The following is a 16,671-nucleotide window of genomic DNA, read 5'->3' as shown; positions in this document are numbered from 1 at the left end:
CTCTGAACCTGCCAACAGAAGAAATCAAGCGGGGACGCAAAACCGGTCCCGCCCAATAAAAAAGGATCGCTGGCCGTAAAACCAGCGATCCTATCGATTCTTTAGCGGCTCAAAATCGTTATCGACTTCGACCGTTTGACGACCGCTGCCGCGACCGTCCCTGCGAACCATTCTTTCGACTGGACAGGTTGCTAGAGATCAGGATATCAACCGCTTCGTTCCAAGTCGTGACCGAACGTTCCTTCCGCGGTTCTAGATCTTCGTCGTCGCTGTCGCTAGCACGACTAGGCGAATCGTCGCTCTGATTCCCTCGGCTTTCAGCGCGATCACCAGACGGTCGACGCGAGCGTCGACGTCTGCCACGACGCAGTTCAGTGACCTCTTCCGCATCTTCGTGATCATCATCGTAAACGGGTTCATCCGAGGCCGAACCCGAATCGACATCACTGGAATCCACGCTTTCCGAAACTTCCGTCTCTTCCTGCCGTCCCTCTCCAGCTCGGCCGCTTCGCCCACGTCCTCTTCTTCGTCGTCGGCGGCGACGGGGTGGTTCATCCCCTTCGTCCGATTCCTCAATACGATCCAAGGACTTGCTTGCAGCAATGCTCTCTTCTTTGATCGAAGCTCCAAAATCGGAATCGGAATCCGAATCCAATTCAGGTGCATCGGCGGCGTCCTCAGCAAAATCAACCGACATCGCCTGACGCTGACCGCGTCGGCGACCTCGACGGGGTCGACCCGAACTCTCTTCACGCTCGGATCCCCTCGACTCCTTTTCGCTTCGTTCGTTGGCATCATCATTTGTGTCACGTGCCGCGGGTTTGCGGTCACGTTCCGGACGATCTTCCCGCGGGCGATCTTCACGGGTGCGATTTTCACGCCGCGGACGACGCGAGGTAGGTGCATCGACTTCGACTTCCTTAAAATCGACGTCCAGCTCGGCTTCCTTAGCAGCGCGCGGTGCACTGACTTCAGCGTCACGTTCGCGTCGAGGCGATTCATCTCGATCTCGTCCCCTGCCACGCCCGCGACCGCGTCCTCGCGATTCACTGCCACGTGATTCGGTTCCACGCGACTCATCACTGGAGCCAGAGTCACGAGAGCTGTCCGACCTTTCTCGGGGCCGGCGATCAGCCTCAGGCTTCACTTCTGGCTTTGCGGCTTCCGGCTTGGACCGACTGCTGCCTTTGAATCCCGCAAACAGTTCTTCGTCCGACGGAATCTCTTCTCGTTCCAATTCGGGCGTTGGAACCACCTGAACGACGATATCCGACTTGGTTCCGGAATCCTGGGAAGCCGAATCCTGGGAACTTGGTTCTGATTTCCGCGAACTGCGGCGGCGTCGTCTTGGGCGAGCCGGAGGATCATCTGAATCGAGCAACCCCGACCCGAAACCTGAAGATTTCGCCGGTGCTTCCGACTCTTCGCTATCGCTGCTTGACTCTTCGCGTGCCGGAGATCGCCTTGATTTGGGAGCGGATTTTTTTTCCGGTGGAGCTTGCCGCTCCACTGCGGCTGCAGGTTTCTCCGTCTCTGCCTCGGCGTTTGGTGATTGCGAACCACCTTCCTTCAATTCGTCTTCAAGACCAAGGTCCTGAACAAGAGCATCCCATGAACTGGCATTTTTTGCGGTTTCCCGAACTTCGAACCCGGGTAACGACTCACGATCGGGGACCTGCGTCAAATCGCTTAGCAGCTCGGAAGCCTGCTGACCCGAGCGATTTTCGAGTCGTTCTGGGGGCGTCAAATGGGCGGAAGTGCTCTCCTCAACCTTCTCTACTTTCTCTTTTGACTCAGCAATCGGTGGTTTTGCGGGTGTCTTCTTCTTGGGGGGATCCGCAGGATCTGGAGCCCCTAGAAGCCGCGTTAGCGACTTCCAATGGTCGGACATGTTCATTCGGTGTTTCTTTAATTCAGTTGTTTTGTTCGGTTATTCGCTCTGCCGCTCATCGGGCACGGCGATTTTTTCGCACTGCCGCTCCATCACTCTGCCACTTAAACTCAACCCTCCACTGCGGAAACAGCGTTGTTTCAACGTCAGGATTGGGGAAATCGGGCAAAGAGGCGTGTCGGCCCCTTCTTGGGCATGGTGTGTTATATCTCCAGGGCAGCCGCAGGGAAAGCCGAAAGTCAGCAGGGAGTGCCGGGAATCCTTTTAGCCCCCCCATAAACTAGGGTTGGGCAAGTTGTGCGGGTTTGCTATTTAGGGGGCGACTGAGTAAGACGTTCATAACGAAGCCCAGGACTTCAAATGGCCCCCACCAACCAATCACCTGTATTTTTCGACGTTTCGCGCGTTCGACTGCGCAGGCGTTTAAAAACCTTACTATGGCTCATTCCTGTTCTCGTCGGCTCGCTTGCAGGAGCCTTCTTTCTCCGTTTCGATGGCCAAATAGCACCGGAACAGCAAAAACTGCTGCTTTCCGCACTCCCTTGGGTGCTTGCCGTCAAACTGGGGGTTTTCATGTTTGGTCGGCTGGGCCGAATGTGGCACGCCTTCGTTTCCCTGCATGATGCGATTCGGCTTACACGCGTTACGATCCTCGCTTCGCTTGCTGTCGCAGCGGCAAACTACCTTCTGAATCCTGCTCAACTATTGCCGCGAGGCGTCATTTTAATTGATGGCTGCCTAACAACCCTGCTAATTTGCGGCTGCCTGACGCTCCGCAGAATCTTGCGAGAACGACGGGAACGCAGGGGCTCACGCAACCTGGGCGAGCAAGAACCGGTCATCATCGCGGGCAATGCTGTTGCAAGCGAGGTTTTCCTTCGCACCCTTAAAAACAGCACCTTCAGCAAGTTTCGTCCGGTGGGACTGGTTACTGATCGCCAACGCATGCTTCACCGAGAAATTGCTGGAGTCCCTATCCTAGGGCTGATCGACGACACCGCAGCGGCAGCCGAAAAAGCCAATGCATCAACGGTACTGCTGATCTCTGGGGCCGTTCCGGGAAGCAAGGTCCGAAACGTCGTCGAACAATGTAAAAAAGCAAACATCAACGTTCAGGTCATCCCAGATGTCAATCGCATTGTCGATGGGCATGTCGATTTCCAGCCGCGGGAAGTCGCTATCGAAGACCTGCTGGGGCGCGAAACCGTCAGCTTAGACAAAGAACGCCTGGAAACCTGGGTCGAAGGGCGAACGGTCTTGGTCACAGGCAGCTGTGGGTCGATCGGCAGTGAATTATCGCGTCAGCTGCTAAGCCTTCATCCAGCAAAACTGTTGCTTCTGGACCGCAGTGAAACGGGTCAGTTCTTCCTGGGACGAGAACTTGACGAAGCGATCCAGGCAAACCAGGTCGAAATCCTGGTCGCCGACGCGACCGACCCCGAGCGTATGGAGGGCATCTTTGCTTCCTACGAACCAGAAATCATCTTTCACGCGGCCGCCTATAAACATGTTCCCCTGATGGAGCAACATCCTGGCGAAGCGTTAAAGAACATTGTTGGTGCCACCCGTAACCTTGCCGACCTGGCTCAGAAGTACGACTGCGAAGCGTTTGTGATGGTCAGCACCGACAAAGCGGTCAATCCGACCAGCGTGATGGGATGCTGCAAACGGGTTGCGGAACTATACGTCCAATCGTTGAACGGAGCGTCTCCTGGAAGTGTTGATTCGCAGTGCAGGTTCGTTACCGTCCGTTTCGGGAACGTGCTTGGTTCGGCAGGAAGCGTCATTCCTGTTTTCCGGCAACAAATTGCCCAAGGCGGTCCGCTAACGATCACCCATCCTGACATGACCCGTTTCTTCATGACCATTCCAGAAGCGAGCCAATTGGTCGTCCAAGCAGGCTGTGTGGGAGACGGAGGGGAAATCTTCGTTCTTGACATGGGAAACCCGGTTCGAATCATGGACCTTGCTGCGGACATGGTCCGGCTGTCAGGTTTAGAATTAGGCCGCGACATCGAATTGCAAATCAGCGGCCTCCGACCAGGCGAAAAGCTTTACGAAGAACTTTACGCGGAGGGGGAAACGCAACATCCGACGCAATACGCCAAAATCCTGGTCGCCGAAGGGATTACAATGTCCAGGCTGCAGATCATGCGTCACGTCAAAACGTTACTGGCGAGCGCCGAATTAGATGGGATTGCCATCCGACGAGCACTCAAAGCAACCATTCCCAGCTATCGCCCCGAACTGCTGGACGAATCGGATTCCACTGCCGCATCCCAGGAAGAATTGGCGTTCGCGTGCGACGCAGCCTCGCCGCATTCGACAAAAGAATCCAAGAAGAGACGACCTTTCGCCGCATAGCGGACGAAAGAAACTGCCCCGCCTGCCCGAAATAGCCGAGAATACCTATACTCGGAACCTACTTTGGCAGCCTCCACTGAACCACCCTGTGGTCAAGTTCTCCGATTTTGGCCTACAAGAACGCTCCATCATGTCTGACTACACCCTAACTCATCTAAAGCAACTGGAAGCGGAAAGCATCCACATCATTCGTGAAGTGGTCGCTGAATTCCAAAAGCCTGTAATGCTTTATTCCGTTGGCAAAGACTCTGCCGTCCTGGTTCACTTGGCGCGCAAAGCCTTTGCCCCTGCCAAACCTCCCTTTCCTTTAATGCATGTGGACACCACATGGAAATTCAAGGAAATGATCGAATTTCGCGAGAAATTTGCACGCGAGGAGCTCGGATTGGACCTGATCGTCCACATCAATGAAGAGGGTGCCAAGCACAACATCAAACCGTGGGAAGATAGCGAACGCCACACGGAACTGATGAAAACGGATGGACTGAAACAGGCCCTCGACAAACACCAGTTCGATGCCGCCTTCGGTGGAGCTCGCCGCGACGAAGAGAAGAGCCGCGCCAAGGAACGGGTTTTTAGTTTCCGCGACAAAAACCATCGCTGGGACCCCAAGAACCAGCGGCCAGAACTGTGGAATCTGTACAACGCTCGGGTCAACAAAGGCGAATCGATTCGCGTTTTCCCAATGAGCAACTGGACGGAACTGGATGTCTGGCAATACATCCACCTAGAAAACATCCCGATCGTACCCCTTTACTTCGCTGCGGTTCGCCCCGTGATCGAGCGTAACGGTGCGTTGATCATGATGGATGACGATCGTATCCCACTGGAACCAGGGGAAGTGGTGCAGCAACGCTGCGTTCGCTTCCGAACCCTCGGCTGCTACCCACTAACGGGCGCCGTCGAAAGCTCGGCAACCACCCTTCCTGAAATCATTCAGGAAATGCTGCTGACTCGTACAAGTGAACGACAAGGACGTGTGATCGACCAAGACGAAGGCGGAGCCGGAATGCAGAAGAAGAAGGAACGAGGGTACTTTTAGAAGTCGCCCCATTCCTCCGCCCGCTGTTTTCAACTTGCCCTTTTTGCTCTCTACCTTCGCAATCGATTCCAATGTCGCACCAATCCGACCTGATCGCCACCGACATCGACGCCTACCTGAAGCAGCACGAACATAAGCAGTTGCTTCGCTTTATCACCTGTGGAAGCGTGGATGACGGCAAAAGCACGCTCATTGGGCGGCTGCTTTTCGATTCCAAGATGCTGTACGAAGACGAACTTTCCAAGATTGAATCGGATTCGGTGACGCAAGGATCGGCCGGCGGCAAATTTGACCCCGCCCTCGCTACCGACGGCCTGAAAGAAGAACGCGAACAAGGCATCACGATCGATGTCGCCTATCGCTACTTCAGCACGGCAAAACGCAAGTTCATCATCGCGGACACCCCGGGACATGAACAATACACGCGTAACATGGCCACCGGAGCCAGCACGGCCGACTTGGCCGTGATCCTGATCGATGCGCGACATGGTGTCCTCACCCAAACACGTCGCCACAGTTTTATTGTTTCACTACTGGGAATTCGCCACGTCGTTGTTGCCGTCAACAAGATGGACTTGGTCGATTTCAGCGAAGAGCGTTTTGAAGAAATCTGCCGTGATTACCGGGCATTTGCTGCCCGCCTGGACCTGCCAGATCTCCACTTCATCCCGATCAGCGCCCTCAACGGCGACAACGTTGTCGATGAAAGCCCATCCACGCCGTGGTATACCGGCAGCACGCTGATGAATTTCCTGGAATCGGTTTACATCGGCTCCGATCGGAATCTGCGGGACTTCCGGATGCCGGTTCAGTATGTGAATCGACCCAACCTAGACTTCCGCGGTTTCTGTGGGACGATCGCATCGGGAATCATCCGCACCGGCGAACCGGTCACGATCCTGCCCAGCCAGCAGACCTCCAAAATTAAGTCGATCGAAACGTTTGCCGGCCCAATCGACGAAGCCTACGCTCCGCTGGCCGTGACGCTGACCCTTGAAGACGAAATTGACGCCAGCCGAGGCGACATGATCGTTCGTAGCGGGAACATTCCGCGATCAAGCGATTCGATCAATGCAATGGTCGTATGGATGAACCAGGATCCCATGCTTCCAGGGAAAACGTATCTGTTCAAACATACGACGCAGACCCTGCCCGGCAGCATTGAAACCCTTAATTACAAAATCGACGTCAATACGCTGCATCGCAGCCCGACGCCGCAGCTGGCCCTTAACGAAATCGGTCGCGTCAGCGTCTCTTTGAACCATCCGATTCACTTCGATGCTTACCGCCGCAACCACAACACCGGGTCGTTCATCATTATTGACCGTCTGACCAATGCAACGGTTGGCGCGGGAATGATCTTAGACGGGACAACCGATCCAAAACACACCGCGATCTGGGATGACGAAACCAGCGAAGCGACCGGTTCCGACGATGGGTCGGTCCCCAACGTCGGCAGCGAAGAACGAGAAGCTCGATTTGGCCAAAAACCAGCGACGATCTTGCTTACCGGCCTAACGGGAAGCGGTAAATCAACGGTTGCCTCGGCCTGTGAACGAAAACTGTTTGATTCCGGTCGTGCCGTTGCGGTTATCGATGGCGAACGCGTTCGCGCCGGGCTTAGCCGCGACCTAGGCTTCTCCGCCAAAGATCGCAGCGAAAACCTACGACGGTCCGCGTTCCTTGCCCAAACCCTGAACGATGCCGGAATCCTCTGCATCGCAGCGTTTGTTGCCCCCAACGAATCGGTTCGCCAGAAAGCTGCTAGCGTCGTCGGAAACGACCGTTTCCTCGTCGTTCATGTCGCAACTCCTCTGGAAACCTGCCGCGAACGTGATACAAAAGGGCAGTACGCCCAGGCCGACGCAGGGAAGCTTCAGGACTTCCCAGGCGTTACGGCCCCCTACGAAGTTCCGGATGCCGCCGACTTGGTCATCAACCCAGCCGAAGACTCGCTGGACGACTGCGTCAGCGCAATTCTAGAACTACTTCGCGAAAAAGAATTCATTCGATAACCCCCCTGCCTGCAGTATTGCAAACCCGCCAAGCGTGCTATAATTTTCGAATGATCATTTAGCGTAATGTTGGGGGGCATTTCCATACTTGTTCGGGGAGGACGATCATGGCTCGCGTAGAATGTCCTTGCGGAGAATCCACTTCGATTCATCGATCTCGGATGCGTTGGTACGAGTACCCACTGAGGCTTGGCAGCAGCCGGCCCTATCGCTGCATCATCTGCAAAGAGCGATTCTGGGCGACCCCAAACGCATCCTCAAGAAACACTTATAGCGATTCAAACCTGCCCAACGGCGAAGTCGCCTAAGGCCAGAGTATCCAATCTTGAAGTTCGCGTCCGCAGCAACGCTCGCGACGCGTGGGATCACCGTCTGACAACGCCAGCAACGGCTGGAAGCTTCCTCAAAGATCGCTTGCCCAGCAGCCACGCTTGAAGGGCGTGAGACTAGGTTTGGGTGTCGACAACAACGCCTGACCTTGGCCGAATCCAGATGCCACCAGCGCATCAGGCTTTGCTGTCGTACCGCAGGCTCTTTTAAGTCTTGTGAATCTTATCTCGGTTGGTCAGAACCTTCACCGTGGCGTTCCGTGTGTCAACGACCATCTGAGCATGCTTTACGATCATTTCGTAATCAAACGCCGTGTGATCGGTGGCGATCAACACGCAATCTTGCTGAGCCAAAAATTCGGGCGTCAATTCTTGGCTGACCATCGCAGGGACATCATGGTGCCTCATTTTCGGCAATGTGGGGACATGAGGATCGCTATAAGTTAGATCCGCCCCACGCTGCAGCAAGGATTCCAGCAGAACAAACGACGGACTCTCCCGCGGATCATCCACGTCCTTCTTGTAGGCGACACCCAACAAACAGATTTTACTTCCCTTGATCGGTTTCGCAGCGTCATTCAAGAATTCAGCCAGGCGACGGATCACATACCCAGGCATCGAAGTGTTTACTTCACCCGCCAGCTCGATAAAACGGGTCGTCTGCCCATGTTTTCTTGCAAGCCAAGAAAGGTAAAAAGGATCGATTGGGATGCAGTGTCCGCCCAGCCCAGGGCCAGGATAGAACGCCTGGAAACCAAAAGGTTTCGTTTTGGCGGCATCAATCACTTCCCAAACGTCGATATCGATCGCATCAAACAAAACTTTTAATTCGTTTACCAATGCGATGTTGACCGCTCGGTAAATATTCTCAAGCACTTTTGCCGCTTCAGCGACTTCGCAGCTACTGACGGTGACCGTGCCGGCAACGGCGGCCCCGTACAACGCCTCCGCCACGTCTCGGCTATGGGCATCGATCCCACCAACCACCTTGGGAATTTGAGCGGCTGAAAAACTTGGATTACCTGGGTCTTCTCGTTCAGGACTGTAGGCGACGAAAAAGTCCTTTCCCGCCTTCAGACCGCTAGATTCCAAAATCGGAACCATGACATCGCGAGTGGTCGTCGGGTAGGTCGTGCTTTCCAGCACAACCAATTGCCCCGGTTTTAGATTCGCCGCGATCGCTTCGCAGGTTCCCGTGACATACTTCAGATCGGGATCCCGGGCATCGGTCAAAGGGGTTGGAACACAGATTAAAAGAACATCCGGTTCGGACAGTTTCTGCATGTCAGCGGTCGCTGAAAAACGCTTCGCTTCCAACCAGCCGGCGATCGTCGTATCTGCGACATGTTTGATATAGCTTTTGCCCGATTCCAAAGTTTCGATTTTCTTGGGGTCGACGTCAAACCCCTGGCAAGTGAAGCCAGCCTTTGTGAAAGCGTCGATCAACGGCAATCCGACATACCCCAGTCCAATCACCCCCACAACGGCCTTTTTCGATTCAATTCTTTCGAGCAGGACTTCGTGCGCAGCCGCTGGTGACGAGGAGGGTGAATTGGACATCGAAGGTAAACTCATATTACTTTGAAGGTAAAAACAATAGATGCAGGGCAAGAAGAGGCGTCTAGGAACCGTGAACCAATGCGGTAAACGCCTTACGCAGCTGTTGCGTCATCGGCCCGGGCTTGCCGTCGCCGATGCTTCGATCGTCCAACCGGACAACGGGAATCACTTCCGCGGCACTCCCGGTGAGAAAACATTCGTCGCACACGAACACATCATGACGGGTAAAAGGCTGCTCCAAACACTCGATCCCCAGCTTTGCGGCCAGCTGGATGACTGCGTTGCGGGTGATCCCTTCCAGAATCCCAGCATCGATCGGCGGAGTCAGTAGTTTTCCTTTTCGAACGATAAAAATGTTGTCCCCGGTACACTCAGCGACCTCTCCTTTGTGGTTCAACATCAAAGCTTCGACGCAACCGGCTCTGGCTCCTTCAATTTTCGCCAGAATATTATTCAGGTAATTCAGGCTTTTCACCCGTGGGCTAAGGGCAGCAGGATGGTTCCGGATGGTCGCAGCGGTGACCAGATCCAAGCCCTCTTCGTAGAATTTCTCGGGATATAGCGAGATTTTATCCGTGATGATGATCACCTGCGGATTCTTGCAAAGGTGGGCATCCAGGCCCAATGTTCCCGTTCCTCGTGTCACGATCAGACGCACATAGGCATCACTCAACTCATTCGCCTGCAGGGTCTGATTGACCGCGGCAGCCATTTCATCTTTGGTCCCAGGGATTTCCAGATGGATGGCTCGAGCCGATTCCCACAAACGGTCTAGGTGCGGCCCCATTTCAAAGACTTTTCCGCTGTAGGCACGCATGCCCTCAAAAATCCCGTCCCCGAACAGCAGGCCATGATCGAAAACGCTGATTTTGGCGTCATCTTTGTCGAACAATTCACCGTTGATAAATACTTTCAGAGCCATATCGTCTAACTGGTCACGGGGGACAAAACTGGGAAGGGGGATTCCCTGAGTATAAGCAAGAATAGGCCCACCGCTACGCGACTTCGGCAAGGGCTTTCGGAGCCACCGATCCGTTTTCCATCCGGACCGCGAAATCCGCATCATTTGCGATGCTGTCATCGTGGGTGACCATCACGATCGTCAGCCCTTCTTCACGATTCAGGCCCTTTAGCAGGCTCAAAATTTCCAGGCCCGTTTCGGAGTCGAGGTTCCCCGTTGGTTCATCCGCTAACAGTACCGAGGGCTCCGACATCAACGCCCTAGCGATGGCTGCACGCTGCATCTCTCCCCCGCTCATTTCGCATGGTTTGTGCGTCCGTCGATGAGTCAGACCGACTCGTTCGAGCAATTCTTCCGCTCGGGCTCGAGTCTTCCGGCGGTTGGACATGTAGGACCAAACGCTTTGCCCGATCATGGTCGATGCGAGCACATTTTCCAAAGCGGACAATTCTGGAAGCAAGTGGTAGAACTGAAAGATGATCCCGATATCACGGTTGCGAAACGCATCGCGGCGGCGACGACTGGCGTTATCGATTCGCTCTCCCTGGAAGAAGACTTCTCCGGAATCCGGTTGATCGAGGGTTGCCAGCAAATGCATCAACGTGCTTTTACCGCTCCCACTCCTGCCAACCATTGCCGTGATCGCGCCGGCAGGAATGTCCAAATCGACGCCCCGCAGGACGGGGACTTCCAGCCGATTTTTTCGGTAACTTTTGACCAAACCACGTGCTTGAAGAATGGGAGCATTCGGCATTGGAATCGTCGGGGTTGGAAAGGGATTGGCATGCATGGAATCGTCTTCGAATTTCGTGGTCGAGCTGACGGAATTATTCGTAACGCAACGCTTGAACGGGGTGCATCCTTGCGGCTCGAAGCGCTGGCAGCACACTTGCCATCACCGCAATCATCACAGCCCCAATCATGACCCAAACGACAGTGAAAGGTTCAACGATGGTGGGGATTTCATTGAAGTAATAGATTGTGGGGTCAAACACTTCCTGACCGGTGATCGTTTCGATGACCGCTGCAATGGGGTTGATGTTGTCGACAAACAACAGACCTCCGATCAATCCGACTCCCGAGCCCACGATCCCCAACGTCAGGCCATACGAAAGAAAGATGCTCATCACGCCGCCACTGGACGCACCGAGTGCTTTCAAGGTCCCAATATCTTTGGTCTTTTCAACGACGATCATGAAAAAGGTTGCCAGAATCCCAAAGCCAGCGACGGCGATGATCAAAAACAACAGAATGTTTAGGATGGTCGTCTCCATCTGGACGGCAGCCAACAACGGCCCCTGCATATCGCGCCAAGTCCGAATGTTGTAAGCGAACCGTTCCGGCGGAAATTGCCTTCGAAGCTGGTCACGAACGGCGTTCAAATCGGCTCCATCGACCAGCCGAAGCTGGATCGTGGTAACGCTTCGCTGGCCACTGATCGGGTCGACCATGCCTCGCAGGCTTTGCAGCGTTCGAATATCACAGAAGGCGAACGATCCGTCGTATTCGCTCATCCCCGATTCAAATAGATCGACAACGGTAAATTTCTGATTGATCGCTTTGACCGATTGAGGTTGATCCGCTGCATTGGCGAACATCAAGCGAACGTCATCACCTGGTCGGCAGTAAAAGTAGTCCACCACTTCGTCGTTTGCATCGCGTCCGCGGAAACTGCTAGTCGCAATGCCTAACACCAATCCTGGAAAATCGGTCGTCTCGGTCGGCCCCGCTTCGCTATCCACAACAGGGTCATGCACAACCAAGTCGGTTGGAAACATTGGACCGAGCGAAGGGCCCGACTGAGCTTCATCGACGGTTTCGGAAATCCCAGACGCCTCCCGCTCAGCAATCTCAAGACGCGCCTGTTCTTCGTCGCGAGCCTTCGTGATCGCTAGATGCCAGTCGCGGTATTCTTTTCCCCATGGATACTGTCGATCACGATCGGGATAGCCGCCATCACGAAGGGCAAAATCGATTTGTTTTTGGTTTTCTGGATGCAGTAGGTATTTACCAAAATCGGTTACCGAAGCGTAGGTTTCGGGATCCAGACCAGTCAGATTGACCTGGTGGGTCACGACCTGTCCGTTGTGTTCCATCGCGACCATCGCTGGCGTATTGACGGTGTAGCTAGCCCCCTCCAGTTGGTCCCCCACCAATTCACGGATGATCTCCAGGTGACCGGCCGGATCAGGCATCCCATTGCTTGCATGGGATTCAATGACGATATCGGAGGCCAGCGATTGCATTTTGTCATGCATTTCCGCCGAGAAACCGGACATCACACTATTGACGACAATCAGCGTACCAACGCCCAACGTCACACTAATGACCGAGGCCAAGGCGATATAACGCGTGCGTAAATAGCGAAAACAAAGCAACCAACGATACATTCTGTCCACCGTTCCTTCGGCACTGGAATGACATTCAACGCGATCCAATTCCGGTATCCCTGCCGATCGCTAGTCATATTGGCTCGGAGTCTAGCGGCGGGCCGCAGACGGCGTAAAGCTCAATTAGTACGCCGAAAAAAGGCTGGTAAGCGGCGGGGGCGTCCCGTTTGATCGACACACGCGATGGTCGATTCTCCGGAAACCAACAACGTTTCGTCTCTGTAAATTTTATACTCATGGCGAATCCGTACGCCGCGAATTTCCAGCGTCCGCGTCGTTTGCGTCAGCAAATCATCAAACTCGGCGGCGGCAAAATATTTGACGTTCATCTCGGTAACGACCAGCATCAGCCCTTCGGCCTCAAGATCCTTGTAGTTCATCCCTGCGGCGCGGAGCATTTCGACTCGGCCACGTTCGAAAAAATCTATGTAATTCCCATGGTGGACTCGTCGCTGTCCGTCCGTCTGGAAATACTCAACACGAAACTGCAGGGTGTGTTCGGAAAGCATTGGGGGGCATTTCTCCGCGGTGACAGGATTTCAAGACGTTTGCCTTGATCGAGGCAGCAGCCTAAACTGTCGGCCAGTACCCCCGCAAGCAACCCCAACGATTGAGACGGCGATGACAACTGGCGAAGGATCGGGCACCAAGTTTGAAACGATGCGAGGACGAGGATATCCAACGATCCGGCAATTTACGGTATTTTTGGAGAATCGCGTTGGGCAACTGCAAGAAGTGGTCCGCCGTTTTGAAGGGACCGGGATCCGTGTTGCTGCGATCTCGATCAATGATTCAGCCGAATGCGCTTTCGTTCGATTGGTCCTAAGCGACTACGAACGAGGCCGCGAACTGCTTGAACGAGCCGGTCTGGCGATCATCGAATCCGATTTGCTGGGGGTCGAACTGCCAGACAGCCCTCAGCCGATCCTACGGGTCTGCACCGCGTTGCTGGCGGCTGAGATCAACATCATCCAGGCCTACCCGCTGCTGGCTCGTATCCATGGGCAGCCCGCCATGGCGATCATGGTCGACAATATCGACTTGGCGACCGAAACGCTGAACGCAAAAGGTTTCCGCGTGCTTACCGAAGACGACCTCCGAGACGATATACTCGAATAGAAGCGGATTACCGCTCGCGTAAAGATCGCACCGCTTCACGAGCTCGCTTAAGAAATACCGTTTTGGGCTCGCCTGCCTCTAAAAAGATAGGAGGCCCGATCGTAATGCAGCTTAAAAGAGGAACCGGCAAGACCTCTCCGCGAGGTAAAATTCGGTTCACATTGTCGATGCAGACAGGGACAAGTTCCAGATCGGGGCGTTTTTTGCCCAGATAATACAGCCCACTCTTGAATTCCCCCATCTCTTCGCCACTGGCTCGGCCCCCTTCGGGAAAGACAATCAGCGAATAGACGTCCCCCATCTCGCGGATCATCACGTCGACCGGGCTGCGATGGACCTTGATCTCTTTGCGGTCGATAAGCATCGCGTTGAACGACTCGGCAATATGTGGGCGAAAACGCCCTTTGCCCCAATAATCCTTCGCAGCGACCGGCCGTGTTACCGCACGCAAATGTTTCGGCAACGCTGACCACAGCACCACCGCATCTAAATGACTGGTGTGATTGGCAAAATAGATTCGCTGGCAGGTGTCTGGCTGACATCCCACCCAGCGCACCGTGCAACCGCTGAAAAGCTTGGCTACTAATACAATCACATGTCCGGTCAATTTCATGACTAGATTCTATCCCGGAATCTCTCAGCGAGGAGGTGGCGGGCGAACTTGGCTGCCGAATTTGTCCCAGTCGCATCTCGTCGAATTCGATAACAAGCGATAATATTACAATAAGACTTACCAATTCGGTCTCTTCGCACGGGAAAAAATCATGGATCGCAAAGCAATCATCAACCAACTAAACGAAATCCTCAAACACGAATGGACCGGAGTCGCACAGTACTCACAGGCCAGCTTCATCATCGAAGGTGTTTGGCGACAGGTCTACGCAGACCACTTCCTGGGGGACGCAAAAGAATCGTTCAAGCACGCTCAGCTGGTCGGCGAAAAGATCGTTGCCCTGGGCGGCGTTCCTGTGGCGACCCGCAATGAAATCAAGCAAAGTCGTGACCTGAAAGAAGTCCTAGAATTCAGCCTCGCGTTCGAAGCGAAAGCGGTTGAAATGTACAACCAGGCACTCGACCTCGCCGAAGGCGATCGCGCTTTGGTCATCTTCCTAGAAGACATCCTCAAGGAAGAACAAGACGGAGTCGACGAGTACACCAAACTACTCCGCGACACCCCAGCCAGCGGAGCCGCTGCAACCAGCGACTCCAAAGCCAGCTAAGCACCGAAAATTCATCGTTAGCTGTCAGCTGCCTTCACTCTTCTGTTTACGAAGAGTGAAGGCCAATGCGCAAGATCTGCCGGCACCCCGCGCTGCTCTATTGTGCGAACGCCATCACCGCCGCGTCGTCGACGACTTGCAATGGCTGATAGCCGTTATGCCGAATCTTTTTATAGGGCGAATTGCTTCGTGTGTTGAAACAGACGATGAACGACCATCGCGGGTCTTCGCTCTTGTTTTGATCCGAGCGATGCAAAACGCTGGCATGAAAGAACAATCCATCGCCCGGTTCCATTTCTGCGTACTCAAGCGGCATCGTTTCCAGGATCGCTTCTACCCGTTCCAGTTCCGCGCCGGTCTGGCCGCCCACTTTGCCATGGTCCAGTCGCCCCAGATGATGGGAACCTGGGATCGTCTGCAGACACCCATTCGACTTGGATGCCCGGTCGATCGCGATGTAGCAACTGAGCATCCTCGGCGATAAGCAGCCGTAGTTGTACCAATAGCCATAATCCTGATGCCATTCCCAAGCCCCGCCGACGCGAGGTTCCTTTTGCATCAATTTGTGATGGTAGTGGTAGACCTCTTCGTCCATCAGGTAAGCCGCGTTGTCTGCAACACGCTGACAACAAGCGATGGTGCTAAACAGATCGTCGCCCAGATCGTCTCGGACCGCCAACACAGTACGTCCCCCCGCGGCATCGCTCCGCGCGGTCGCGGCTCTTTCCATGTCGGAGTCTCGCCGTGCGACTTCGTTCAACAACTTCGCTTCTGACGGATTAAACAGTCCCCGCACCATCAAGCAACCAGTTCTCTCAAAGACCTCTCGATCCTCAGCGGTGGCACGGAAGAAGTTGCCATTGCTCTCGACACTCGGCTTCATCGATTTATCCGATTATAAAAACGGGTTAAGGCAGGCTGATAAGAACCAAGACTTGTGACGACTACGCTGGAACGTGACGGTGGGTGCCGGGGACTACCGGGACTTTTTCAGGAAGAAGCTTTTTCAGAAGTACTTCCAACGCCAAACCGTCCACATCGCAATCATCCTAGCAGTGACCGCCAGGAAGCGGGGGGTTCGGCCGTGAACTCCATTTTATCCTTTTTTGTGGGATGCAAAAACTGAATTCGACAGGAATGCAGCGCGATACCACGCTCCATTCTTTTTTTTGCATCGTATTTCCGGTCCCCCCAAACGGCGTACCCGCGAGAAGAAAACTGGACTCGAATCTGGTGTTTCCTCCCCGTCAGCAATTTCACTTCGACCAGGGTACGGTCTCCCCAACGACGGACAATCCGCCACTTCAGCCTCGCCTCTTGAGCCCCTTTTTGCCCTTTTGAAACCGTTCGCATCCGGTGTGCCGATTCGTCCTTCAGCACCCAATCCGACCATTCGTGCCAATCCACCTGAGGATCGCTTGGAGGCTCCAACTTCCCTTCAACGACGGCAAGGTACGTTTTCTCAACCGTCGATTCACGAAACTGCTCCGACAACCGAGAAGCGGACTTACTGGTTCTAGCCAACACCAGCACCCCGCTGGTGAAGGAATCCAGTCGACTAACGATCCCAACAAATACGTTCCCCGGCTTGTTGTACTTCTGCTTTAAGTAAGCCCCAGCCCACGAGTAAACGGTATCGGAATCAGGTGTCCCCATGGTTGCGATGCCTGCCGGTTTATTGACAACCAGAAGGTGATTATCTTCGTACAAGACCTGCACAGTGATCAACTTTCCTTAGCGCAACGGGTTACAATAGGTACTCTCCCAATCATCGTTGATC

At 54.3% G+C, this 16,671-nt stretch carries 15 protein-coding genes; 6 read left to right on the top strand and 9 right to left on the bottom strand.

The annotated features are described in order from the left end of the window. Positions 1–118 precede the first annotated feature (118 nt). Positions 119–1,891, bottom strand: coding sequence for an MSCRAMM family adhesin SdrC (locus FF011L_RS08855; RefSeq protein ID WP_218933090.1), 1,773 nt, complete (start codon positions 1,889–1,891; stop codon positions 119–121). 360 nt (positions 1,892–2,251) lie between these two features. Here FF011L_RS08855 and FF011L_RS08850 point away from each other — a divergent pair, with 360 nt between their 5' ends. From FF011L_RS08850 to FF011L_RS08835, 4 genes are all read left to right on the top strand, one after another. Further along, complete coding sequence (locus FF011L_RS08850; RefSeq protein WP_145351277.1) at positions 2,252–4,255, top strand: polysaccharide biosynthesis protein; 2,004 nt, start codon at positions 2,252–2,254, stop codon at positions 4,253–4,255. A gap of 130 nt (positions 4,256–4,385) precedes the next feature. Next, a complete protein-coding gene (cysD, locus tag FF011L_RS08845; protein ID WP_145351275.1) occupies positions 4,386–5,297 on the top strand; it encodes a sulfate adenylyltransferase subunit CysD in 912 nt (303 codons plus the stop codon). Positions 5,298–5,368: 71 nt separating this feature from the next. Further along, on the top strand, positions 5,369–7,312 hold the full coding sequence (gene cysN, locus FF011L_RS08840; protein WP_145351273.1) for a sulfate adenylyltransferase subunit CysN: 1,944 nt from the start codon (positions 5,369–5,371) through the stop codon (positions 7,310–7,312). Between the two features lie 107 nt (positions 7,313–7,419). Then, positions 7,420–7,620 (top strand): hypothetical protein, encoded by a 201-nt coding sequence (locus FF011L_RS08835; RefSeq protein WP_145351271.1) that lies wholly within the window; start codon positions 7,420–7,422, stop codon positions 7,618–7,620. 228 nt (positions 7,621–7,848) lie between these two features. Here FF011L_RS08835 and FF011L_RS08830 read toward each other — a convergent pair whose 3' ends face one another. From FF011L_RS08830 to FF011L_RS08810, 5 genes are all read right to left on the bottom strand, one after another. After that, positions 7,849–9,201: a nucleotide sugar dehydrogenase gene (locus tag FF011L_RS08830; protein WP_145351269.1), complete on the bottom strand. Its 1,353-nt coding sequence runs from the start codon at positions 9,199–9,201 to the stop codon at positions 7,849–7,851. A 61-nt stretch (positions 9,202–9,262) separates the two neighbouring features. Continuing rightward, on the bottom strand, positions 9,263–10,123 hold the full coding sequence (ilvE, locus tag FF011L_RS08825) for a branched-chain-amino-acid transaminase (protein ID WP_145355144.1): 861 nt from the start codon (positions 10,121–10,123) through the stop codon (positions 9,263–9,265). Positions 10,124–10,196: 73 nt separating this feature from the next. After that, positions 10,197–10,916 (bottom strand): ABC transporter ATP-binding protein, encoded by a 720-nt coding sequence (locus FF011L_RS08820; protein ID WP_145351268.1) that lies wholly within the window; start codon positions 10,914–10,916, stop codon positions 10,197–10,199. Between the two features lie 73 nt (positions 10,917–10,989). Next, positions 10,990–12,552, bottom strand: coding sequence for an ABC transporter permease (locus FF011L_RS08815; protein WP_145351266.1), 1,563 nt, complete (start codon positions 12,550–12,552; stop codon positions 10,990–10,992). Between the two features lie 119 nt (positions 12,553–12,671). Beyond that, the gene (locus FF011L_RS08810; RefSeq protein ID WP_145351264.1) at positions 12,672–13,061 is read right to left on the bottom strand and encodes an acyl-CoA thioesterase; all 390 of its coding nucleotides are present in this window, start codon (positions 13,059–13,061) and stop codon (positions 12,672–12,674) included. Between the two features lie 112 nt (positions 13,062–13,173). On the opposite strand from FF011L_RS08810, the gene FF011L_RS08805 reads away from it, so the two are divergent. Beyond that, positions 13,174–13,671 (top strand): acetolactate synthase, encoded by a 498-nt coding sequence (locus tag FF011L_RS08805; protein ID WP_145351262.1) that lies wholly within the window; start codon positions 13,174–13,176, stop codon positions 13,669–13,671. 7 nt (positions 13,672–13,678) lie between these two features. On the opposite strand, the gene FF011L_RS08800 is transcribed toward FF011L_RS08805, so the two are convergent. After that, complete coding sequence (locus FF011L_RS08800; RefSeq protein WP_145351259.1) at positions 13,679–14,284, bottom strand: lysophospholipid acyltransferase family protein; 606 nt, start codon at positions 14,282–14,284, stop codon at positions 13,679–13,681. A gap of 151 nt (positions 14,285–14,435) precedes the next feature. On the opposite strand from FF011L_RS08800, the gene FF011L_RS08795 reads away from it, so the two are divergent. Continuing rightward, the gene (locus tag FF011L_RS08795; RefSeq protein WP_145351257.1) at positions 14,436–14,891 is read left to right on the top strand and encodes a ferritin-like domain-containing protein; all 456 of its coding nucleotides are present in this window, start codon (positions 14,436–14,438) and stop codon (positions 14,889–14,891) included. A gap of 97 nt (positions 14,892–14,988) precedes the next feature. On the opposite strand, the gene FF011L_RS08790 is transcribed toward FF011L_RS08795, so the two are convergent. Together FF011L_RS08790 and FF011L_RS08785 are read right to left on the bottom strand one after the other, a co-directional pair. After that, on the bottom strand, positions 14,989–15,774 hold the full coding sequence (locus FF011L_RS08790; RefSeq protein ID WP_145351255.1) for a phytanoyl-CoA dioxygenase family protein: 786 nt from the start codon (positions 15,772–15,774) through the stop codon (positions 14,989–14,991). A gap of 161 nt (positions 15,775–15,935) precedes the next feature. Next, entirely contained in the window at positions 15,936–16,610 is a 675-nt protein-coding gene (locus tag FF011L_RS08785; RefSeq protein ID WP_246109823.1) for an RluA family pseudouridine synthase, read from the bottom strand. Positions 16,611–16,671 lie beyond the last annotated feature (61 nt).

The organism is Roseimaritima multifibrata (assembly GCF_007741495.1).
In the GTDB taxonomy this organism is placed as follows: Bacteria; Planctomycetota; Planctomycetia; order Pirellulales; family Pirellulaceae; genus Roseimaritima; species Roseimaritima multifibrata.
The sequence above is the reverse complement of the archived record's forward strand: the minus strand, read 5'-3'. Positions and strand labels throughout refer to the sequence as shown.

What these genes read in the sequence shown, in the direction of transcription:
- FF011L_RS08815 (WP_145351266.1), bottom strand. Translation starts at nt 12,552, where the DNA reads ATGTATCGTTGGTTGCTTTGTTTTCGCTATTTACGCACGCGTTATATC.
- FF011L_RS08850 (WP_145351277.1), top strand. Translation starts at nt 2,252, where the DNA reads ATGGCCCCCACCAACCAATCACCTGTATTTTTCGACGTTTCGCGCGTT.
- FF011L_RS08820 (WP_145351268.1), bottom strand. Translation starts at nt 10,916, where the DNA reads ATGCCGAATGCTCCCATTCTTCAAGCACGTGGTTTGGTCAAAAGTTAC.
- FF011L_RS08800 (WP_145351259.1), bottom strand. Translation starts at nt 14,284, where the DNA reads ATGAAATTGACCGGACATGTGATTGTATTAGTAGCCAAGCTTTTCAGC.
- ilvE (WP_145355144.1), bottom strand. Translation starts at nt 10,123, where the DNA reads ATGGCTCTGAAAGTATTTATCAACGGTGAATTGTTCGACAAAGATGAC.
- FF011L_RS08795 (WP_145351257.1), top strand. Translation starts at nt 14,436, where the DNA reads ATGGATCGCAAAGCAATCATCAACCAACTAAACGAAATCCTCAAACAC.
- FF011L_RS08790 (WP_145351255.1), bottom strand. Translation starts at nt 15,774, where the DNA reads ATGAAGCCGAGTGTCGAGAGCAATGGCAACTTCTTCCGTGCCACCGCT.
- FF011L_RS08810 (WP_145351264.1), bottom strand. Translation starts at nt 13,061, where the DNA reads ATGCTTTCCGAACACACCCTGCAGTTTCGTGTTGAGTATTTCCAGACG.
- cysD (WP_145351275.1), top strand. Translation starts at nt 4,386, where the DNA reads ATGTCTGACTACACCCTAACTCATCTAAAGCAACTGGAAGCGGAAAGC.
- cysN (WP_145351273.1), top strand. Translation starts at nt 5,369, where the DNA reads ATGTCGCACCAATCCGACCTGATCGCCACCGACATCGACGCCTACCTG.
- FF011L_RS08830 (WP_145351269.1), bottom strand. Translation starts at nt 9,201, where the DNA reads ATGTCCAATTCACCCTCCTCGTCACCAGCGGCTGCGCACGAAGTCCTG.
- FF011L_RS08855 (WP_218933090.1), bottom strand. Translation starts at nt 1,891, where the DNA reads ATGTCCGACCATTGGAAGTCGCTAACGCGGCTTCTAGGGGCTCCAGAT.
- FF011L_RS08805 (WP_145351262.1), top strand. Translation starts at nt 13,174, where the DNA reads ATGACAACTGGCGAAGGATCGGGCACCAAGTTTGAAACGATGCGAGGA.
- FF011L_RS08835 (WP_145351271.1), top strand. Translation starts at nt 7,420, where the DNA reads ATGGCTCGCGTAGAATGTCCTTGCGGAGAATCCACTTCGATTCATCGA.